The sequence below is a fragment of the Bacillus sp. PK6-026 genome (assembly GCF_054161455.1).
In genome coordinates, this window is the sequence record NZ_CP096418.1 from 1,348,449 (window position 1) to 1,367,985 (window position 19,537).

24 protein-coding genes are annotated in these 19,537 nt (G+C 47.7%); all 24 read left to right on the forward strand.

The annotated features are described in order from the left end of the window. The first annotated feature begins 67 nt into the window (after positions 1 to 67). The 24 genes from M1D59_RS06850 to M1D59_RS06965 all read left to right on the forward strand — a co-directional run bounded on the left by M1D59_RS06850 (position 68) and on the right by M1D59_RS06965 (position 19,534). Positions 68 to 409 carry a hypothetical protein gene (locus tag M1D59_RS06850; protein ID WP_411239180.1) on the forward strand — a complete coding sequence of 114 codons (342 nt, stop codon included), beginning with the start codon at positions 68 to 70 and terminating at the stop codon, positions 407 to 409. Further along, a complete protein-coding gene (locus M1D59_RS06855; RefSeq protein WP_219192172.1) occupies positions 406 to 609 on the forward strand; it encodes an XtrA/YqaO family protein in 204 nt (67 codons plus the stop codon). Before M1D59_RS06850 ends, M1D59_RS06855 begins: the two co-directional genes overlap by 4 nt. Before the next feature lie 118 nt (positions 610 to 727). Continuing rightward, positions 728 to 1,231, forward strand: coding sequence for a sigma-70 family RNA polymerase sigma factor (locus M1D59_RS06860; protein ID WP_080131330.1), 504 nt, complete (start codon positions 728 to 730; stop codon positions 1,229 to 1,231). A gap of 144 nt (positions 1,232 to 1,375) precedes the next feature. Beyond that, a complete protein-coding gene (locus M1D59_RS06865) occupies positions 1,376 to 2,176 on the forward strand; it encodes a terminase small subunit (protein WP_095290081.1) in 801 nt (266 codons plus the stop codon). Further along, the gene (locus tag M1D59_RS06870; RefSeq protein ID WP_224145958.1) at positions 2,173 to 3,471 is read left to right on the forward strand and encodes a PBSX family phage terminase large subunit; all 1,299 of its coding nucleotides are present in this window, start codon (positions 2,173 to 2,175) and stop codon (positions 3,469 to 3,471) included. Before M1D59_RS06865 ends, M1D59_RS06870 begins: the two co-directional genes overlap by 4 nt. Before the next feature lie 3 nt (positions 3,472 to 3,474). After that, complete coding sequence (locus M1D59_RS06875) at positions 3,475 to 4,989, forward strand: phage portal protein (RefSeq protein ID WP_197407246.1); 1,515 nt, start codon at positions 3,475 to 3,477, stop codon at positions 4,987 to 4,989. A 7-nt stretch (positions 4,990 to 4,996) separates the two neighbouring features. After that, on the forward strand, positions 4,997 to 5,845 hold the full coding sequence (locus M1D59_RS06880; protein ID WP_020451016.1) for an XkdF-like putative serine protease domain-containing protein: 849 nt from the start codon (positions 4,997 to 4,999) through the stop codon (positions 5,843 to 5,845). 17 nt (positions 5,846 to 5,862) lie between these two features. Continuing rightward, positions 5,863 to 6,798 (forward strand): phage major capsid family protein, encoded by a 936-nt coding sequence (locus M1D59_RS06885; protein WP_020451017.1) that lies wholly within the window; start codon positions 5,863 to 5,865, stop codon positions 6,796 to 6,798. A 115-nt stretch (positions 6,799 to 6,913) separates the two neighbouring features. Then, positions 6,914 to 7,288: a protein YqbG gene (gene yqbG, locus M1D59_RS06890; RefSeq protein WP_023856716.1), complete on the forward strand. Its 375-nt coding sequence runs from the start codon at positions 6,914 to 6,916 to the stop codon at positions 7,286 to 7,288. Continuing rightward, positions 7,285 to 7,641 carry a YqbH/XkdH family protein gene (locus M1D59_RS06895; RefSeq protein ID WP_224145960.1) on the forward strand — a complete coding sequence of 119 codons (357 nt, stop codon included), beginning with the start codon at positions 7,285 to 7,287 and terminating at the stop codon, positions 7,639 to 7,641. The genes yqbG and M1D59_RS06895 overlap by 4 nt, the downstream gene beginning before the upstream one ends. Further along, positions 7,638 to 8,126: an HK97 gp10 family phage protein gene (locus tag M1D59_RS06900; RefSeq protein WP_224145961.1), complete on the forward strand. Its 489-nt coding sequence runs from the start codon at positions 7,638 to 7,640 to the stop codon at positions 8,124 to 8,126. Before M1D59_RS06895 ends, M1D59_RS06900 begins: the two co-directional genes overlap by 4 nt. Positions 8,127 to 8,138: 12 nt before the next feature. Further along, positions 8,139 to 8,579: a phage portal protein gene (locus M1D59_RS06905; protein ID WP_224145962.1), complete on the forward strand. Its 441-nt coding sequence runs from the start codon at positions 8,139 to 8,141 to the stop codon at positions 8,577 to 8,579. Continuing rightward, positions 8,580 to 8,804 carry a hypothetical protein gene (locus tag M1D59_RS06910; protein WP_020451022.1) on the forward strand — a complete coding sequence of 75 codons (225 nt, stop codon included), beginning with the start codon at positions 8,580 to 8,582 and terminating at the stop codon, positions 8,802 to 8,804. Beyond that, the gene (locus M1D59_RS06915) at positions 8,804 to 10,150 is read left to right on the forward strand and encodes a phage tail sheath family protein (protein ID WP_458117899.1); all 1,347 of its coding nucleotides are present in this window, start codon (positions 8,804 to 8,806) and stop codon (positions 10,148 to 10,150) included. Before M1D59_RS06910 ends, M1D59_RS06915 begins: the two co-directional genes overlap by 1 nt. A gap of 1 nt (position 10,151) precedes the next feature. Next, on the forward strand, positions 10,152 to 10,595 hold the full coding sequence (locus M1D59_RS06920) for a phage tail tube protein (RefSeq protein WP_003180830.1): 444 nt from the start codon (positions 10,152 to 10,154) through the stop codon (positions 10,593 to 10,595). A 164-nt stretch (positions 10,596 to 10,759) separates the two neighbouring features. After that, entirely contained in the window at positions 10,760 to 11,209 is a 450-nt protein-coding gene (locus M1D59_RS06925) for a phage tail assembly chaperone (RefSeq protein WP_023856720.1), read from the forward strand. Positions 11,210 to 11,250: 41 nt separating this feature from the next. Next, a complete protein-coding gene (locus tag M1D59_RS06930; protein ID WP_095290311.1) occupies positions 11,251 to 11,388 on the forward strand; it encodes a hypothetical protein in 138 nt (45 codons plus the stop codon). 3 nt (positions 11,389 to 11,391) lie between these two features. Continuing rightward, positions 11,392 to 15,156: a transglycosylase SLT domain-containing protein gene (locus M1D59_RS06935; RefSeq protein WP_458117900.1), complete on the forward strand. Its 3,765-nt coding sequence runs from the start codon at positions 11,392 to 11,394 to the stop codon at positions 15,154 to 15,156. Continuing rightward, positions 15,149 to 15,805: a LysM peptidoglycan-binding domain-containing protein gene (locus tag M1D59_RS06940; protein ID WP_026579858.1), complete on the forward strand. Its 657-nt coding sequence runs from the start codon at positions 15,149 to 15,151 to the stop codon at positions 15,803 to 15,805. Before M1D59_RS06935 ends, M1D59_RS06940 begins: the two co-directional genes overlap by 8 nt. A 56-nt stretch (positions 15,806 to 15,861) precedes the next feature. Continuing rightward, positions 15,862 to 16,842, forward strand: coding sequence for an XkdQ/YqbQ family protein (locus tag M1D59_RS06945; protein WP_106070984.1), 981 nt, complete (start codon positions 15,862 to 15,864; stop codon positions 16,840 to 16,842). Continuing rightward, positions 16,839 to 17,147, forward strand: coding sequence for a DUF2577 domain-containing protein (locus tag M1D59_RS06950; protein WP_026579856.1), 309 nt, complete (start codon positions 16,839 to 16,841; stop codon positions 17,145 to 17,147). The genes M1D59_RS06945 and M1D59_RS06950 overlap by 4 nt, the downstream gene beginning before the upstream one ends. An 18-nt stretch (positions 17,148 to 17,165) precedes the next feature. After that, positions 17,166 to 17,591: a DUF2634 domain-containing protein gene (locus M1D59_RS06955; RefSeq protein WP_026579855.1), complete on the forward strand. Its 426-nt coding sequence runs from the start codon at positions 17,166 to 17,168 to the stop codon at positions 17,589 to 17,591. After that, positions 17,584 to 18,627, forward strand: coding sequence for a baseplate J/gp47 family protein (locus M1D59_RS06960; protein WP_458117901.1), 1,044 nt, complete (start codon positions 17,584 to 17,586; stop codon positions 18,625 to 18,627). Before M1D59_RS06955 ends, M1D59_RS06960 begins: the two co-directional genes overlap by 8 nt. Next, positions 18,614 to 19,534, forward strand: a complete 921-nt coding sequence (locus tag M1D59_RS06965; protein ID WP_256163643.1) for a YmfQ family protein — start codon at positions 18,614 to 18,616, stop codon at positions 19,532 to 19,534. Before M1D59_RS06960 ends, M1D59_RS06965 begins: the two co-directional genes overlap by 14 nt. Positions 19,535 to 19,537 lie beyond the last annotated feature (3 nt).

Sequence of the window (19,537 nt, forward strand, 5' to 3'; positions counted from 1 at the left end):
CAGCGGCAAAAAGAGACGCACAAATGAAACGATGGCACGAAGAAGACGGAAAGTGAGGAAGACAAACGTGAAGAACGAAAGTGCGACGTACAGCCCGTCACCATGGCGCGTTGTCAGAACAAATAGCGACCTGTACATTTATTCAGCTTACAGTAAAGCCGAAAAGAAACGGTTTCCTTATTCCAGCGGGCGGGTGATTGCCAAAGTCGCCGACTACAGCGCATATTCCAAGGAAAAAAATGCCTGCTTAATCGCCGCGGCTCCCGAACTTTTGACCGCAGCGAAGCTCACGCTTGCCTATTTGAAGCGAAAACGGCCCGCTCGCTCTAATTCAGTTGAGAATCAATTGATAAATATTTTAGAAAAAGTCGTCACAAACGCGGAATTTGAAGAGGAGGAAAAAAGATGAACCATCCGGCAAAGTTAACAGATATCCACGCTACAACGCTTGCAAGCCGCATCAAAAAAGGAAAGGTGATGGTAATCGTCCTTGACGGAATGAACGGCACAGCATGGCAGGCCGAGGCGCCTGAACACGGCAAAACCGTTATTGAAACGAGAAAGGGAGACCTCGCAAGGGTCGAATTTGAAATCGGCTATAAGCTATAGCTCTACAACTTGAATATTTGTCCAAGACGGAAAGCCTGCGGACGCTGATCAGATGCACATCTTACTGTGTGGCTGATTGGTGTCCTTTTTTATTACAAAAAAACGGAGGTACACCAAAATGGAAGATTTGCTTTTCGAATATAAAAGAGCGCTGAAAAACACGAAAAAACTGTATCGGGCCTATCAGGATGAACAAGGGCTGACGGCTGAACAACTGAAAGATAAAAAACTGATCAGAAACATGATGACCGACTTAGAATATGTGATCGACTGGCTTGAAAACGGAAGGGAGCCGGGAATCAGAAGGGCGATTGACAGGCGAGACGCTTATAAACGGATGCTACTGAAAGATCCGCTGATCATCGACACGTTCTCAGAACAGATTTCATTTGAACCGGCTCAAGAAGTGTCGGCGTACGATAAAGCCCGGATTGAAACCGCGCTGTCTGCCCTTACGGCACGCGAAAAAGAAATCTTCATTTTACATAAGGTCGAACAGTTTTCCTATGAGCGGATTGCCGCCATGCTCGGCATCAAAAAGTCTACTGTTCAAACCAATGTGAAACGGGCGCAGCTGAAAATCGCGAAACAAATCGAAAAGCCTCTCGATTGTATGGCATAACGATATATCTGTCTTTTGTCATACGTTTGCCACCTATAAGTGAAAAGAGAAAAAATATAATAAAACATACTGTTCTTAAATGGAAGATTCATATAGCGATGAAATATTACTGTTTCCGGGAATGAGAGGCGGTGAAGATGAACAATGCCAAGGAAAAGGGATCCAAAAAGGGATGAAGCTTTTCGTCTCTATCAACAATACGGGGGAAACATTACGAATCTCGCAATCGCAAGAGAACTCGGCGTTTCAAATCAAAAAGTCAGCGTTTGGAAAACCCGTGACCGCTGGAAAGAGGCTGTAAACGGGGAGGATACGAGCAGAGGAAAAGCAGACATCCGCAATGAAGGGCTGAATGAACGGCAGCGTCTGTTTTGCATCTATTATGTGAAAAGCTTCAATGCTACCCAAGCAGCGATAAAAGCAGGCTACTCCCCTGCCAGCGCTCATGTGACAGGCTGCCGGCTTCTGAAAAACGAAAAGGTGGCCGATGAGATCAGGCGGATCAAAAAAGAGATGGTAGGGGAGATATTCGTTGAGGCGATGGATGTTCTCCAAGTCTATGTGAAAATCGCATTTGCCGATATGACCGACTATGTAACTTTCGGCAAAAAAGAGGTACAGGCTGTCGGAAAGTCAGGACCGCTGTTTGATGAAGAAAACAATCCGGTTATGAAAGAGGTCAGCTTTGTCGATGTGAAACATTCCGACCTCGTCGATGGTACAGTCATCACAGAAGCGAAACTCGGGAAAGAAGGAATCGCAATCAAGCTGGCCGATAAAATGAAGGCGCTCGAGAAGCTCTCACAGTATTTCGACCTTTTCCCTGATTCATTTAAGCGGAAAATTGAAAATGAGAAGCTGAAGCTCGCCAAACAAAAAGCCGACAAAGATGCGGAATCAGGACCCGTTGAAGTGGTCATCACCAGAAAAGGTGATTCGGCTTGATTATAAAAGAAGTCAATCCGCATTTTGAAGATTATTTGTTTAACTGGGATCAGACGTTTCAATTTCTTGTCGGCGGATACGGTTCGTCAAAAAGCTATCATACCGCTTTAAAAGTCGTATTAAAGCTGCTGCAGGAAAAGCGCACCGCTCTCGTTGTAAGGGAAGTGTTTGAAACACACAGGGATTCGACTTTTTCTTTATTCGCAACCATTATCGATGAGCTGGGTGTTCAAACGGCGGCCGAGGCCGTTTCTTCTCCGATGCACATCAGGTTTGCAAACGGCAGCCGGATTATTTTTAAAGGGATGGACAACCCGGCGAAATTGAAATCCGTCAACAACATCTCGCTGATTTGGATCGAAGAATGTTCGGAAGTGAAGTATGAAGGCTTTAAGGAACTGATCGGCCGGCTGAGGCATCCTGATCACAGGCTGTATATGATATTGACGACAAACCCCGTCAGCCAGTCAAACTGGACGTACAGACACTTTTTCAAGGATGAGCGGAACAAGCGGTTTATTTTGGATGATGAGGTTTTGTATGAAAAGCGGGTCGCTGTCGTCGGTGATACGTATTACCACCATTCCACAGCTGATGACAACCTGTTTTTGCCGAAAAGCTACCTCAAACAGCTTGATGATATGAAAGCATATGACCCTGACCTGTACCGGATTGCCAGAAAAGGACGGTTCGGGGTAAACGGCACCAGGGTTCTGCCGCAATTTGAAGTGATGGAGCATGAGGAGGTCATGAGGCGGATCTCCGCCATTTCCAACCCGCTGAAGAGAACCGGAATGGATTTCGGATTTGAGGCATCATACAATGCCGTCGTCCGGGCGGCCGTCGATCCCGACAAAAAATATCTCTATATTTATTGGGAGTACTACAAAAATAAAATGACAGACGACAAGACGGCCGAGGAGCTTAACGAATTCGCGGTTACGAAGGAGCTGATCAAAGCCGATCCGGCCGAACCGAAAAGCATCCAGTTTTTCAGGCAGAACGGTTTCAACATGACCGCAGCCCGCAAGTTCCAAGGCTCGCGCCTGCAATATACGAAAAAAATCAAGCGGTTTAAAAAAATATTGTGTTCTGACCGATGTGCCAATACGATCTACGAATTGCAGCCGCTGACCTATGCGACGGATAAAGACGGCAATCTGAAAGAGGATCAGTTTACAATTGATCCGCACACACTTTCCGCGCTATGGTACGCGCTTGATGATTATGAAGTCACCGATTTGAAGGCTGAGTCGGAAGTGAGAAAACGGCCGAACAGGAAAAGGGGGAGATAGTGTATGTCCACTCAGCAAACGGTAAGAGCAAAAGTCATGAAATCCCGTTTTCACGAGCCTGTAACAAAACAAATATATGAAGATCAATTTTCGGAGATCTACGGAGATGAGATTATCGCACCGCCGTACAATTTGAAAGAACTGAAAGCCATTGCCGAATATTCTTCAATTCTCCAGCAATGCATTGACGCCTATAAAACGAATATTGCAGGGTTCGGGCTTGATGTCGAGTACGCTTTTGATTTTAATGGTGCGGATGTGACGCCCGATAAGAAAAAGGCTGCTGAGACCGATTGGACAAGGCTTGAAGATTTTTGCCGCCATCTTCATTTCGATGAATCGGCTGAAACGATTTTAAGCCATATGATAGAGGACCGCGAAAAAACGGGGAACGGGTTTTTGGAGGTGCTCAGAAACGGCACGGGGCAGCCGGCCGGAATTGAATATCTCGATGTCAAAAATATGCGCGTCTGCGGATTGACAGAACCGATCGAAGTGGAATTTGCCTACATGGAAAACGGATCGCTAAAAAACATCAAAAGGGAAAAAAGGTTCCGCAAATACGTTCAGATGATTGATGGCAGAAAAGTGTACTTTAAAGAGTACGGCGATCCGCGCGTCATGGATATGACCACCGGAGCGTTTGACAGACAGACTCCACCTGAACGAAGCGCGAATGAAGCGATCCATTTTAAAATCGGCAGCGGCGTCTACGGCGTTCCGCGCTGGATCGGAAATATCGTCAACCTGTACGGAGCGAGGAAAGCGGAAGAGCTGAATTATATGTACTTCAGACAAGGCCGGCACGTCCCCGCCGTTATTACGGTTGAAAACGGCATGCTCTCAGAGGCTTCGTACAGAGAGCTGCAGGAATATATGAACGACTTGGAAGGCGTTGAAAATGCCCACAAATTTTTGCTCATCGAAGCGGAGGGGATCGCACAGGAAAAAGACATTCACGGCAGCCAGGACATTACGCCGGTGAAAGTGGACATCAAATCACTCGCCGAAATTTTGCAGGAAGATGCGCTGTTTCTTGAATATGACGAGAAAACCCGGAATAAAATCCGCTCTTCCTTCAGGCTCCCGCCGCTCTACACCGGTGATGCCCATGAATATAACAGGGCGACAGCAGATACCGCCCGCAAAATCACCGAAGAACAGGTTTTTGAACCGGAGCGGAAAATATTGATCGGCAAGCTGAATACGCTGTTTCTCCGTGATTTAAACATTTTCCATGCGAGGCTCCAATTGAAAGGACCGGACTTTCGCGATCCGCTTGAGATTGCAAAAGTGCTCGGTCCTTTTATTCAAGCGGGAGCGGTATCTGCAAATGATCTGCGCGACCTGGCCGGCAGAGTGCTCGGCAAGACGCTTGATGAATGGCCGGAGGAAGAATTCAGCAGGCCGCTCGGTTACCAGCAAAGCGCAAAGCGTGCTGAAGCGGAAGCCGGAGCGCTGCTGCCCGAACTGCAGGAAGTCGTCGAGACATTGAAACAGATCACTGAAAGGAGGTGAACACTTCGTGCCGAGAGAGCTTAAAAATGCCAAGATCAATTTCGTCAGTTATGTCGACAAAGCGGCGAACAAAAAGAAATTCTTTATGACGAAATCGAGTGAATCGCCGACATTTGAAAAGGAAGTCAAGCTGATTGCGAAAGCCGAGGATGAAAAGAAGCTCGTCTACGGCGTGGTCTACGAGCCGGACATTCAGGATGCCCACGGCGATTTTATGTCGGCTGACGAAATCCAAAAAGCCGCCCACGGTTTTCTGAAAAATGCCCGGAAGATCGACAAGGATCACAATTTCCAGGGAGGCGTCGGAGAAGTCGTGGAGTCCTATGTTGCGCCGGCTGATTTTGAAGTGAACGGCGAAACGATTGTGAAAGGCTCTTGGGTGCTGGTGACAAAAGCCGGCGATGAGATCTGGGAACAGATTAAAAAAGGAAGCATCACCGGCTACAGCATGGCGGGCACTGCCGAAACGGTCGAACACCCGCCCCGCGCCGGCTCTAAAACCGATGAGACCGGCAGTTTCTTTCAGCTGTTTAAGCAGTTTTTTGCCGGCGACAAACAAAAAACGGGAGAGGAAGAAAAAAAGATGAAACGATCAGAAGTTCAAGGAACGATTGAAGCCGTCTTGGCTCCGCTTCTCAAACGTCTTGACGATTTGGAAGGGGATAAAGCGGCGGACGAAAAAGAGCAGCAGACAGACCAGGATGCACATGTGAAGGAAATCGTCGAGGACATGCTCGCCCCTCTGATTGCGCGCATCGAAGCACTCGAAAAGATGAGAGGTGCCTCAAAGCAGGCAGCGGCTGAAAAAGAAGGAGAAGAAGAAGTTAAAAAATCGATTTGGAGCGGATTGCTTTAATTTGGAGGAGGAAGAACATGAGAAATCAAGAGATTATTCGTAAAGCCGAGATGTCGCTTGCGACGTTGAAAAGCGGAGGATTAATGAATCCGGCGCAGGCTTCTGCATTTATTCGCATGGTGCAAAACACGCCGACAATTTTCAGCGAATCACGTGTGATTCAAATGGAAAACGACTCGCAAAAATTTGAAAAAATCGGTTTTGGCCAGCGGATTTTAAGAGCGGCTGATGAAGGTAAAGCATTGGCGAAGGACCAATTAACCGCACCGGTGACCAGCACGGTTGAACTGAATGCGAAAGAAGTCATTGCCGAAGTCAACATTACTTATGACACGCTCGAAAATAACATTGAAAAAGACGGCCTTCAACAGACGCTGATGCAAATGCTGGCGGAACGGGCCGCTGTGGATATTGAAGAACTGATCGTCAACGGTGATGTTGCGTCTTCAGATCCATACCTTGCTCAACTTGACGGAATCCGGAAGCAGTCCGTCTCTCACATCGTCGATGCAGGCGGGGAGCAAATCAGCCGACAGCTTTTCAAACAGGGACTGAAAGCTGTTCCGGCAAAATATATGCGCGTTCCGCAGGAATTCAGATTCTACACATCGCTCGGTCAGGAGATCGAATGGAAAGACCGCGTCGCAGACCGTCAAACCACTCTCGGGGATGCGGCTGTACAGGGCGGGCTTTCAACCGCTTTTGGCGTGCCTGTTAAAGGGGTCTCAAATATTCAGCCGTATGCGTACGGAGAAGGAGATGCAGCCGCCGAAGCATCAGACATTATTTTGACGCATCCGAAAAATATTATTCTCGGTTTCTCGCGCAATATCAGAATTGAAGTCGATAAAGACATTCGCGCGCGCAAATTTATCATTGTCCTGACGGCAAAACTGGACAGCAAATTCGAAGAAGAAGACGCGGTTGCAAAAATCGTCAATGTAAAAGAGTAAATGCCTGAGTCCGAACGTTTTCACTGAAAGCATCGCCAATCGGCGGGAAACGAGTCCGAGCACAAGCGAAAGCGCCCCGGACAACAGCTAAAAGCTCTGGAAGGATGTGATGAACATGCTGATCACGCCCGACGATATCATTCAATATTCCGTTATTGAAGCCGTGAAAAACCGGCCGCAGGAATTGCTGCGGCAGGATATCCTTGAAGCCGAAGCGGAAGCCGAGCAGATCACGGGGCATCGTTTTACAGATGAAAAATATGATCCGCTGCCGGAAAAGGCAAGGCTCGCTTTGCTGCAGCTGGCACAGTACTTTGCATTGAAAAACGGTGATGAATCGCTTTTGAAAGGCTACAAATCTGAGAAATTGGGTGACTACTCCTATACGCTCTCAAGAAGCGGTGGCCTGGCGAAGCCCGACGTCTATAAACTGCTCGAAGAATTTATTCTTGATTATGAATCTGTCCGATTCAAGGTGCGGCCGCTATGAGCTACAAAAGTCTATTAAGCGACCGTTGCGATATCTATCATTTAAAGGAAGATCATGCAGAGGAAGCAAGGTACGGCATTCCCGCGCCAAACCTGCAGCCGATTCGCACATACGGGGAAACACCCGATCTTCAAAACGTTCCCTGCTATTTTACGGAAAAAAATCAGTCGATCGTCCAGCAAGATCCCGAACAGGTCATTTATCATTCATATTTGGCCCATTTTCCGGCGGATGCAGATGTGCGCCTTCACGATCTTGCGGTCTGGAACGGTGTCAGCTACACGATCCAGCAGCCGCGCAAAATCAAAGGCCATCACCTGGAAGTCTTAGCGGTCAGGGATGAAAAACTATGAAAATTAAAGGATTGAAACAGCTATCGCGGACGCTGGAAAAAGCGGGGCAGAGCGGCTTTCGAACTGAAGCTGCCAAGTGGCTTGAACAGGCGGGAACCGATTTTTTAGATCTGGTCCGCGACGAAATCGTACGCGCCGGATCGATTGATACCGGCAGCCTTATGCGCTCTTTCAAGCGAGGGGCTGAAGGGAACATATGGGAAATCGAAAAAGGCGGACTCACGCTTGAAGTCGGGACGGAGTTAGAGTACGCCTCATTCGTAAATGACGGCCATTGGACAGGCGGAAAAGAGGAAGTCAGGTGGATTCCGGGACAATGGCACAGCGGCCGATTTCAATACGATCCCGGTTCTTCGTCCGGCATGGCTTTAAAACGGCAATGGGTAAAGGGAACAGGCTATTGGGAGCATGCGCTTTACATATTTGAGCGTTTATTTGAAAAACGCCTGAATGAAAGGCTGCAAACATGGCTGAATTCCCTTTAAGGAGGTGAAGCTTTGAACGACGAAACGGGATCTGTTATGAATTTTTTTTATCAAGTCTTTCCTGTCGTCTGTTATGAAAAGGAAATACCCGACCATTTTCAAATACCGTCGCTATATTTTCCTCCCCCTTCTGTTTTTGATGAAAATGATACGGTTTCAACATTTAAAAAAGTCTTCACCCTGAATGTGAAACTGTTTCACCATGATTCACAGCAGGCCCACGATCATGCCGAGCGCATTGCAGACACCGTAAGGGAAGCGCGGCACATCATCCCGCTCATTGACCGGTTGGGTAAAGACACAGGAGATAGCTTGAGGATCAGCCGGATCGAGACGAGGATAGGGGATTCCGGCACCGCGTCCATTATTATTCAATGGAACAGCCGCTACTGGTACAAACGGGAAAACGAACTTTCTCTAGAAACAATCGATTTTACAAACGGGGTGAAATAATTGACAGTCAGCAAAAAAACAAAGACCGAAGCAAAAAAGGCGCCTCTTGAGGAACGAGAAGCGCTGTTCTACATCGAGGATCTGAGGGAGCACGCGAAAGAGCTTTTCGGCATTAAACCGGAAGTTCTCGACGGTGCTCTTTTTCATGTGAAAGAAGAGCAGATTTCAAAGCTTGAGGCAAGTCAGCTTATTCAAACATTTTTAGCCAAGGAGGTCATGAATTAATGAACGGCGGAACATTTACACCAGGCAAAGAAAAAGATCGTGCCGGCATTTATTTTAATTTTAAAACGACAGCAGAGGAGCGGGTTTCCGTCGGGGACCGCGGCACAGTTGCCCTTCCTGTCGTCATGAGCTGGGGGGAGCCGAAATCATTCGTATCGATTTCCAGCATTGAAGATTTAAATAAAAAAGTGGGATTGAACATCGATGATCCGTCTCTTCTGCTTTTCCGCGAAGCGAAGAAAAACGCACAGACCGTTTTGCTGTACCGTCTGAACACAGGAGCGCCGGCGAAAGCCCAAATCGGCGAAACGCTGAGTGTAAAGGCAAAATACGGGGGCGAGAAAGGGAACGACATTTCAATCCGCATTTCCGAAAATGTGCTCGATTCTAAAAAGTTTGATGTCACAACCTTTGTCGGAACAGATGAGGCTGACCGGCAAACCGTCAAAACGGCAGAAGAGCTTACCGTAAATGCGTACGTCACGTTTCAAGGGGAAGGCACGCTTGAGCTGACAGCGGGCACAAAGCTTTCAGGCGGAGAGAACGGATCGGCAAGTGTTGCCGATTACACCGAGTTTTTAGATGCTGCCGAAACGGAATACTTCAATACGATCGCACTTCCGGTTGCAGACAATGAACAGCTGAAAGCCACTTTTGCCGCTTTCATCAAACGCCTTCGCGACAAGCAGGGGCAGAAAGTCCAAGGCGTAGTCGCCGATTATGCCGGAGACGATGAAGGCATCATTAATGTAACGGGAGGCGTTGTGCTGGAAGACGGCACAGAAATCACGCCTGAAAAAGCGACAGCATGGGTCGCCGGAGCAAGCGCAGGCGCGACTTTTAACCAGTCGCTGACATTTGTCGAATACGAAGGAGCAGTTGATGTTCTGAACCGTCTGGATGAAGATCAGGTCATCGAACGTCTGAAAAAAGGCGAGTTTTTATTTACGTTTGATGCACGCGATCAATCGGTCAGTGTCGAAAAAGACATCAACTCTTTAACGAGTTTCACTGCCGACAAAAACAAAAAATTCTCGAAAAATAAAATCATCCGCGTCCTTGACGGAGTTAACAATGATTTGACCCGCGAATTAAAGGCTTTAATCAAAGCGCGAAAAGCAAGCGGCAGCGACATTCCTGCGTCCGACGATGGTTTGCAGTACGTCAAAACGCTGATCATTCAGTATATGACGGCGCTTCAGGAAGCCGGCGGCATTACCGGCTTTGATTCTGAAAGCGATATTGCCATTACACTGAATGAAGACCGCGACGGGTTTTTAATCGATTTGGCCGTTCAGCCGGTTGATGCAGCAGAAAAATTCTACTTTAATGTGGAGGTAAAATAATATGGCATTAAAAGCGCAAAACACGATTTCCGGAAAAGAAGGCCGTCTTTTTCTCGACGGACAAGAGATGGCTCATATCAAAACATTTGAGGCAAACGTCGAAAAGAATAAAGCCGAAGTCAATATTATGGGCCGCCGCATGACGGGCCACAAGACAACAGGTGCAAACGGCACGGGAACGGCGACATTTTATAAAGTCACGTCTCAATTTGTCACATTAATGATGAACTATGTGAAAAAAGGCGATGATCCGTATTTCACGCTCCAGGCCGTCCTTGACGACCAGTCATCAGGCCGCGGAACGGAACGTGTCACACTGTATGACGTGAATTTTGACTCAGCCAAAATCGCAGGCCTTGACGTCGACTCAGAAGCGCTGGAAGAAGAAGTGCCGTTCACATTTGAAGATTTTGACGTTCCTGAAAAACTGAAAGATACGTTTTAAAAAAGAGCCCCGTATCCCGCTTTTTAAACCTAGATCGCAAAGGCTGGTCTTAAAGAAGGAAGCCGATTCAGTAGTCAGGACATATAACACCAAGCACTCTCGCCAAGCCGAGGGTGCTTTTTCATTGCCAATTTAAAAATTGAATGTTAAAGGAGCAAGCAGACATGAGCGAAAAACAAGAAGAAAAAGTATATGATTTATCCTTTTTTATGCCGGGACAAACCGTTGAAGCCGAGGAAATCAAAGTGCCGATCTCAAAGCGGTTCGTCGATAAAAAGGGCAATGTCATTCCGTTTGTGTTTAAGCCGATTACAACCGAGCGCATTGACGAGCTTGAAAAAGAAAATACGACTTATAAAAACATCAAAGGCAGGGGCCGCGTCAAGGATCTCGACACCCAGCGCTTTTACGCCCGAATCGCCATTGAATCGACGATCTATCCTGATTTCCGTTCAAAGGAATTAAGAGAAGCCTATCAAACGGCCGACCCGGTCGAAGTAGCCAAACGCGTTCTGTCAGTCGGAGGGGAATATGCGAACTGGCTCAACAAAGCGATTGAAATCAACGGCTTTGAAGACGATCTTGAAGATCTGGAAGAAGAAGCAAAAAACTAATCCAGGATGGGAATAAAGAAGCGGTGTATCTCTATTTTGCGATGCACGAACTTCACTATTCTCCATCCCAGCTCCGGGAGCTGTACGAAGCCCCAAAACCGTTTAAGGCGTTTTTATACGGACTCATCAGCTACAAACTTCAAATCTTGGAAAAAGAAGCGAGGAAAGGAGGTACATAACCCATGGCAAAACTGACGGCACGTTTTGACCTTGAAGACCGGGTATCTAAGAAGCTGCGAAGGATTCAGAAGGGGTTTAAAGACCTGGAAAAAAGACGAAAAAAACTCAGCCGCCCGTTCGCAATGAAAATAAAAACGAAAACAGCAGAGAAAACATTGAAAAAACTTAATGTTTTCTTAAAAGCCAACTTGAAATCATGGCAGCTTGAAATTTCAGCAGTTGATAAAGCCGGCAAAACGATTGACAATATTTCAAATCAGCTTAAGCAAAAGCTGCCTGGCAATTATCAATTTTCAATTGTAATAAATGATCAGGCAACACCGGGCATTCAAAAGATCAGAAGCATCATGTCTGATTTGTCATCAGCTGAATACTTCTTAACTGCAGCCGTTAACGACCGAGTCACCCCGGCTGTTCAAAAAATTTCCGGCTACATGAAGGGTGTATTGCAAAAAGGATACTCTGCAACGCTCTATGTCATTGATAAAATCACCCAGACAGCCAGCAGGATTTCCTCCTATTTGAATAATCATTTAGCAAGGGAATATCAAGCCACCCTTACGATTAACGACCAGGCCACCGCGAAAATGAATGCCTTGCAAAAAAAGCTTAACAGCATCGAGGCCAAACGTATCCTTAAAATTGACGCAATTGTAAAAACGGAACAAAAAGAAGACAGCAAAGATTCGGATGGGAAAGCTGAGGCCGTATGGACTAAAATTCTAAAGTGGGGTAAAGAAAAATTTGTTGACTGGGTGAAGGGGCTGCCGGAGAAGATTTGGGACAAATCATTTGATGCCATCCTCGGTAAGCTGTTTAAAGGTGAAGAAAGTGGAGGCGGTTGTTGCTGCTGTGGGGGAGGCGGAGGTTCTATAATCAATGAACCTGCAACAAGCAGCAGGCCAGGAAGTGAAGAAACCACTACTAATGGAGAAACAGGATCGGGAAGAAACAGATCCGGCGGCAAGTTTATGAAAGGTCTTCGAAAAGTGGGGAAAGTTGGAGGCAAAGCCCTCCCATATGCTGGAGCGCTTTTATCAGCGACTGAGTTAATGGATATGAACAAAGAAAACGCAGGTGAAAAAGTCGGTTCGGCAGGCGGAGGAATTGGCGGCGGTTTAGCTGGCGCAGCAGCAGGAGCTGCAATTGGCACAGCGATTCTCCCTGTGGGGGGAACGGCAATCGGCGGTGCCATTGGAGGTATGGTCGGAAGCTTGGGCGGCTCAAGCATTGGTGAATATTTCGGGAAGATGTTCGATGACAATGGCGGTGTCGTGAAAGCGTGGAATACGATAAAAGATAAATCGGCTGAGGCACTCGGAGCCGTTCAAGAAAACTGGTCGATGATAGCAGGATGGTTTACAGATAACGTTTGGAATCCGATTGTCGGAAAGGTTGTTGAAGTAGCGACAGGGATTTGGAATCAGCTGACAACAGCTTGGACGATGATTCAGGAAACATTCATGACAGTTGCGGGCTGGTTTGCGGAAAATGTCTGGAATCCGGTTGTCGGCAAGGTGATCGAAGTAGCGACAGGGATCTGGAATCAGCTGACAACAGCCTGGACGATGATTCAGGAAACATTCATGGTTGTCGCCAGCTGGTTCGCAGAGAATGTCTGGGATCCGGTTGTCGGCAAAGTCATTGAAGTAGCGACAGGGATCTGGAATCAGCTGACAACGGCCTGGACGATGATACAAGAGACATTCACGGCGGTCGCCGGCTGGTTTGCGGAAAACGTTTGGAATCCCGTAGTTTCAAAAGTCATTGAAGTGGCAACTGGAATTTGGAATCGTTTTCAATTTACTTGGAACATGATCAAAAGAGTTTGGGGCGCGGTTTCCACATGGTTTATGAATACGGTTTGGAATCCGATAAAAAATACGTTTTCAACCGTAAAAGAAGCCATTGGAGAAAAATTCCAAGCGGCCAAAAAAACGGTAACAGACATTTGGGAAGGTGTCGCCGGCTGGTTTGAGAAAAATATTCAAAAGCCAATTGTAAAGATTGCCGGATTGATCAGCGACGGTTTTGAGAAAGCATTTGGATGGGTAGGCAAAATATGGGATAAGGTTGGCGGCGGTATTGATGCTGTCATCAACTTCATGACAGGAGATAATCCTGATAAAAATGCAACAGGCGGCTACATCACAAAACCGACCATCTCCTGGATCGGTGAAGCCGGAAACGAATTTGTCATCCCGACGGAAAACAACCGGGGACGCGGGAAGATGCTGCTTGCCCAGGCCGCGACTAAGCTCGGCATGCGCGTTGTTGACGACATGGGGGCCGCGGCGGGAGACGGGGGAGCTTCTTCTCCGGTTTCAAGCACCGCTTCATATTCGGCTTCTGTGTCGCCTGCTGTCGGCGTCGGGAATATAACGGCAGAGGCGCAGGCTTTCGGTCGGGAATTCACCGGCGGCTTTGACAAAGGGATTGGCTCAAACGCTCCTTCCCTTGATCAATGGAAGCAAAAAAACATCAGCAAGCCGTTTAGCAGCCTGCCGGCAGAATCGTCTAATTACGGAAAACAGGCGGTCGCCGGGTTCGCTTCCGGGCAAAATGCTACCGCGACCGGAACGGGTGGTTTTCTTCAAGCAAAAGTAAATACGCCTTATCAAACAACGGTGAAGACGTCATCTTCCTGGGGCGCAAATACAGTCAAAAACTTCGCTTCCGGGCAAAATGCAACACCGACCGGGACATCGCAGTATGTTGATAGAAATATCAACAAGCCGTTCCTTGATTCGAAACAGTCGGCTGCAGGCTGGGGATCAGGCATGGTCGGACACTTTATCAGCGGCATGAATGGAAAAGGCAGCGAAGTTTCTCAAGCTGCAAAAAACTTAGCGAAAAAAGTGGAAAAAGCGTTCCGCGAAGAGCTGGATATTCATTCTCCGTCCCGGGTCATGATGAATCTCGGGCGTTTTGCGTCGGTCGGGATTGTCAAAGGTTTAAGTTCTGTCGATGTCAAAAGTTTTGCGGAAAAACAAGCGGGCTCACTGGCTGCTGCGTTTTCCGGAATCGGCGCCGTCGGCGGAAATGTAAAGTCGTGGCTGATGCAGGCGATCATGGCTACCGGTTCACCGGCGTCGTGGCTGCAGCCGCTTTCTGTCATTGCTCAAAAGGAATCCGGCGGAAATCCGCGCGCCTCTAACGGCTGGGACATTAACGCCAAGCGGGGAGACCCGAGCAGAGGTTTGATGCAGACGATCGGCCAAACGTTTAATGCGTACAAAGGAAAAGGAATGAATGATATTTTCAATCCTGTTCACAACGCGGTAGCGGCCATCAATTACATCAAATCGCGATACGGGTCGCCATTTAACACGCCGGGGATTAAAAGCATGGCAAGAGGTGGAGCTTATAAAGGCTATGCCAACGGCGGCCTGATCACCAGCGAGCAGATCGCCCGCGTGGGTGAAGGCGGCAAGCGCGAATGGATCATTCCCGAAGAACGCGGCATCCGCGGCAGATATTTGCTTCAACGGGCTGCAGGCGCGCTCGGAATGGAAGTGCATAACCCCGCTGAAGGATACGGTTCCATTTCAAGCGGTCAGGCGGCTGCAGCCACCGCAGGCGGGGCCCGATCCCGGCAGCCGGCTGGAAACGGCGCCAAAGAAGTCAACATCTATATTACCGGCGACAATCATTATCACAGTGAGCGCGACCAGGAAACATTGATTGCGAAAATCAAGCGCGCTCTTGTCGATGAGCTTGAACGGGATATTCATATTGGGACGAAAGGAAGCGTAGCTTATGACTAAATCCGTGTACGAATTTTGGCTGACGCAAGGAAAGGAAAAGCTGCGCCTCCCTGTGCTTCCCGAGCAGCTTGACGTCAGCAATAATCTTGCGAACGAGTCTGTAAAGGTGTCAAAGTTCGGCGAGGTTACATTTATCAATGAACCGGGAGCAAAGACGATTTCATTTTCGTCTCATTTTCCGAAAAAGTATTCTCCGCTTGCGGAATATAAAGGGTTTCTTTCGCCGGAGAACGCGATTCTCAAAATCGAGAAGTGGATGAAAGCAAAAAAAACGGTTCAATTTCTCGTCACGGGCACGAAGATCAATTTCACATGCAGCATCGAAAACTTTTCGCATCGTGAGGGTGAAAAGGATATCGGTGACCGGGATTTTGATCTCACATTAAAAGAGTATCAAACAGCATCACCTCGGAAGATCAAGCAAAAAAAGAAAACGAAGAAAAAACGGCCGTCCAAACCGGCTCCAAAAATGTACACCGTCAAAAAAGGCGATACGCTCTGGCACATCGCAGGCCGTTTTTACGGAAACAGCCAGGAATGGCGGAAAATTTGGAACGCGAACAAACAGGCGATGATCAAACGAAGCAAGCGAAACATCAAACAGCCGGGGCACTGGATTTTTCCGGGGCAAAAGCTGAAAATACCATAAAACGATGCGCCGGGTGAACCGGCGTTTTTCTGTTAAATCAAAAGCAGGGGATAGCGATGATCGAATTATTTGTCATAAAAGAAAGCGAATGGTATGAACTTGTCACCGAAAGCGTCACATTGGAAGGAGAAAGGTACCAGGCGCCTCGTTCGATCGAAGCGTCGATTGTGATCAAGCAGGGAAGCCATAAATATTACAGCGTGCAGGAAGGCGATACCGTTTTATTTAAATGGAAAGGAAAAGAACTGTTTCGCGGAATTGTGTTCAGCAGGGTGCCGAAAGAATATACGCTTACGTTTAAAGCGTACGACATGCTTCAGTACTTGGTGAAAAACCAGGATGTCTATGTATTCTCGAACAAAACAGCCGCTGACATTGTCAAACGAATTGCGAACGATTTTCAAATTCCCAAAGGCGCGATCACAAGCACCGGACATACGATTAAATCACTCGTCTTTAAAGACAATACGAGCCTGTATGACATCATCTTAAAAGCGCTGCGGGAAACAAAAAAGCAAACCGGAAAAAACTATCAGCTGTATGCCGAAAAGGGAAAGCTGTGTTTAAGAGCATGGCCCGAGCCGGAGGATATCTGGGTTTTGGAAACAGGTGTGAACATTACGGACTACGCTTACAGTACGTCAATCGATGAAACGGCAACCCGGGTGAAGCTGAGAAAGCAGAAAGATAACAAAACCTATACTGCATCAGCCAGTGATGAAGCCGGTATGAAAAGATACGGCATTCTCCAGTACACAGAAACGGTTTCGGATGATATTAACGAGGCGCAGCTGCGCGACCGGGCGAAGAAGATACAGGCTGAAAAGAAAGGCGTCAAAAAAGAGCTGAAAAGCGTACAGGCGCTCGGTATACCGGAAGTCCAAAGCGGACTGCCGGTTTATATATCGATTCCGGAAGCGGGTATTAAAGAAACCTATTGGGTTGATAAAGATAAACACGATTTTGCAGGGACAAAGCATGTGATGACGATTGATGTCGTCGCGAAAAATACAATACCTGAAGGAGCGACTTCATGAAATTAAGCGATGTGATAAAAGAGCTTGCTCTAGGAGCCGTAAACGCTGAATCGCCTGTCGATGTCATGCCGGCTGAAGTCGTGTCCGCTTCTCCGCTCAAGCTGAAGCTCCGCAATCATGATAAATTGGTGATCCCCTCCGACTTACTGGTGGTCGCCAGGCATTTGACAGAACATACGGAACAGATCCGGATTGACGGAGAAGACAAAACGATTCGCTTTTACAGCCAATTGCATGCCGGCGACCACGTGATGATTGCCGCCATGCCTGGAGGGCAGTCGTTTTTCGTGATAGACAGAGTGTAGGAGTAGGAGGTGGCTCGGATGGCTCTTTCACCGGAAGTATCTTTTGAAGATATCGAGGATGACAGCGAAGTGATTGAGACTTCAAAAACGTACAAAATTGATTTTGAAACAGGCAGGATGACGGGTGATATGATTTCAGGACTCGCAGCGATGGAACAAATGGTTTACATGGCGCTGAGAACTGAGCGCTACACATATGCCGTTTACAGCCATAATATCGGAAATGAACTGCAGGAGGTTCTTTCAGATCATGAAACGACCGACGCTTATAAAGAAATGGAGATACCGAGACTGATCGAGGAAGCCCTCATATATGACGACCGAATTTCTGCGGTAACCGATTTCGAGATTGAGCGTCAAGGTGATGCCTTCCATGTGTCTTTTTCGGTTGAAACCGATGAAGGGACATTGGAAATCGAGGAGGTGATAGGGGAAGATGTTTGAAAACCAGACATTTGAAGAGATTATGGAACGCATGCTTGAGCGGGTTTCGGATGAGATTGACAAGCGTGAAAACAGCGTTATTTGGAATGCGCTTGCCCCGGCAGCTGCCGAGCTGGCGCTTTCTTATATTTGGCTTGATCAAGTGCTGAATTTGGTTTATGCGGATACGGCTGAGGGCGAATATTTGGACAGAAGGGCGGCTGAGGCCGGTCTTGAGCGCTATCAAGCGTCCAAAGCTATTTGGTCAGCAGCCTTTACGGATGGAGTATCAGTTCCCACCGGAACCCGCTTCTTTCTGGAAGACTTATATTTTACCATGCTCGAAGACGGCAAGCTTGAATGTGAAACGGCCGGGACAAAAGGAAACGCCAATCTGTCGGGGCGGCCTTTACTTCCGCTCGATACCATTCCAGGGCTTGAAAAGGCGGTTATGGGAAGTCTTGAAATTCCCGGCCGTGATGAGGAGACGGATGAATCGCTGTATGAAAGGTATTTGATCCGCGTCCGCCGCGAAGCGGTCAGCGCGAATCAGATGCATTACATACAATGGGCCGAAGAAGTGGACGGCGTGGGCAAAGCGAAGGTCTTTCCGCTGTGGAATGGCGAGGGAACCGTAAAGGTTGTCATTACAAACGCGAAAATGGAACCTGCCTCTGATGCATTAATCGAAAGAGTCAAGCAATATATCGATCCCGATCCGGGAAAAGGGGAAGGTATGGCGCCGATCGGAGCTTATACTGCGGTTGAAAGTGCGGTCTGGAAAGACGTCAGCATATCTGCAAAAATCATTCCTGAATCAGGCCGGACGATCGATGAAGCCAAACAGGAAATTGTAGAAAAAATCACAGCGTTGTTTAAAGAAATGGCCTTTAAAGAAAGCGTCATCCGTCTCTCGCAGATCAACAACATGATCTATGAATCGTCCTCTGTCAGTGACTATTCGGAAGTCTTCATCAACGGGGAAGCGAAAAATCTGCAGTTGACAGAAACGGAAATTCCAAAGCTGGGGCAGGTGACCATCATTGAGCAAGATTGATGAAATGGCTTTTCATCTGCCGCCATACTTGACGGAAATCCGGGAGATCCAAGACATTTTAGCGGCCGAGGCGCCAGAATTTGAGAAGCAAAATCAAGAGATTTTCGATATAACAGACCAGCTTTTCGTCACGACGGCCACATGGGGGCTGGACAGGTGGGAAAAGATTTTGAATGTCAGACGCGAGGCTTCAGACGGCGTTAATATTCGAAGGGCACGACTGTTAACCAAGATGTCCAATATTCCGCCGATTACTGCGCGCTCGATCGAGCGCGCGGTCAATGCCTTTTTAAAACAGCCGTCCGCATCCGTCAGACTGACGGCCGGACGGTATCATTTTTTGCTGAGCGTAAACGGTGAGGATCTGCAGTTTATACCTTCGATCATTCAAACCGTCAATCATATGAAGCCCGCCCATTTGGCTTATACATTCCGGGGCGGGTTTCATTATGAATATCGGCCGCCGAAAAGCATTCATAACAGACTTGTTTTAAGAAGCAAAAACGGATTTTTCGGTACGATACCGGTTTATTTGGACGGACAGTATCTGCTTGATGATTCATTCTACTTGAACGGTTTTCGAGAAATCGACGGTCTGCCCCGCAGGTTTAAACAGCAGCTCACACTGCGCCACAAGAAGCGGCAATACATCCGGTCCGCCTCGAGCTTGACGATAAAGGCGACCGCTGAAAACCGGCGGAAACAGCAAACAAAAGCAGGCATGAAAACCGGCATTACCAATCAAAACAAACACATCCAGTCCTTCAAAATCAGCTGCAAATGCGAGCATGAATTTAAGCAAGCAGGCGCGCTAGAAATGAGGGAGAAGTGGTGGACGTTAAACGGCGCATTTTTGCTCAACGGAACGAAGCAGCTGGCAGCAGCGGCGCAAAAAATCGCATTGTAAAGG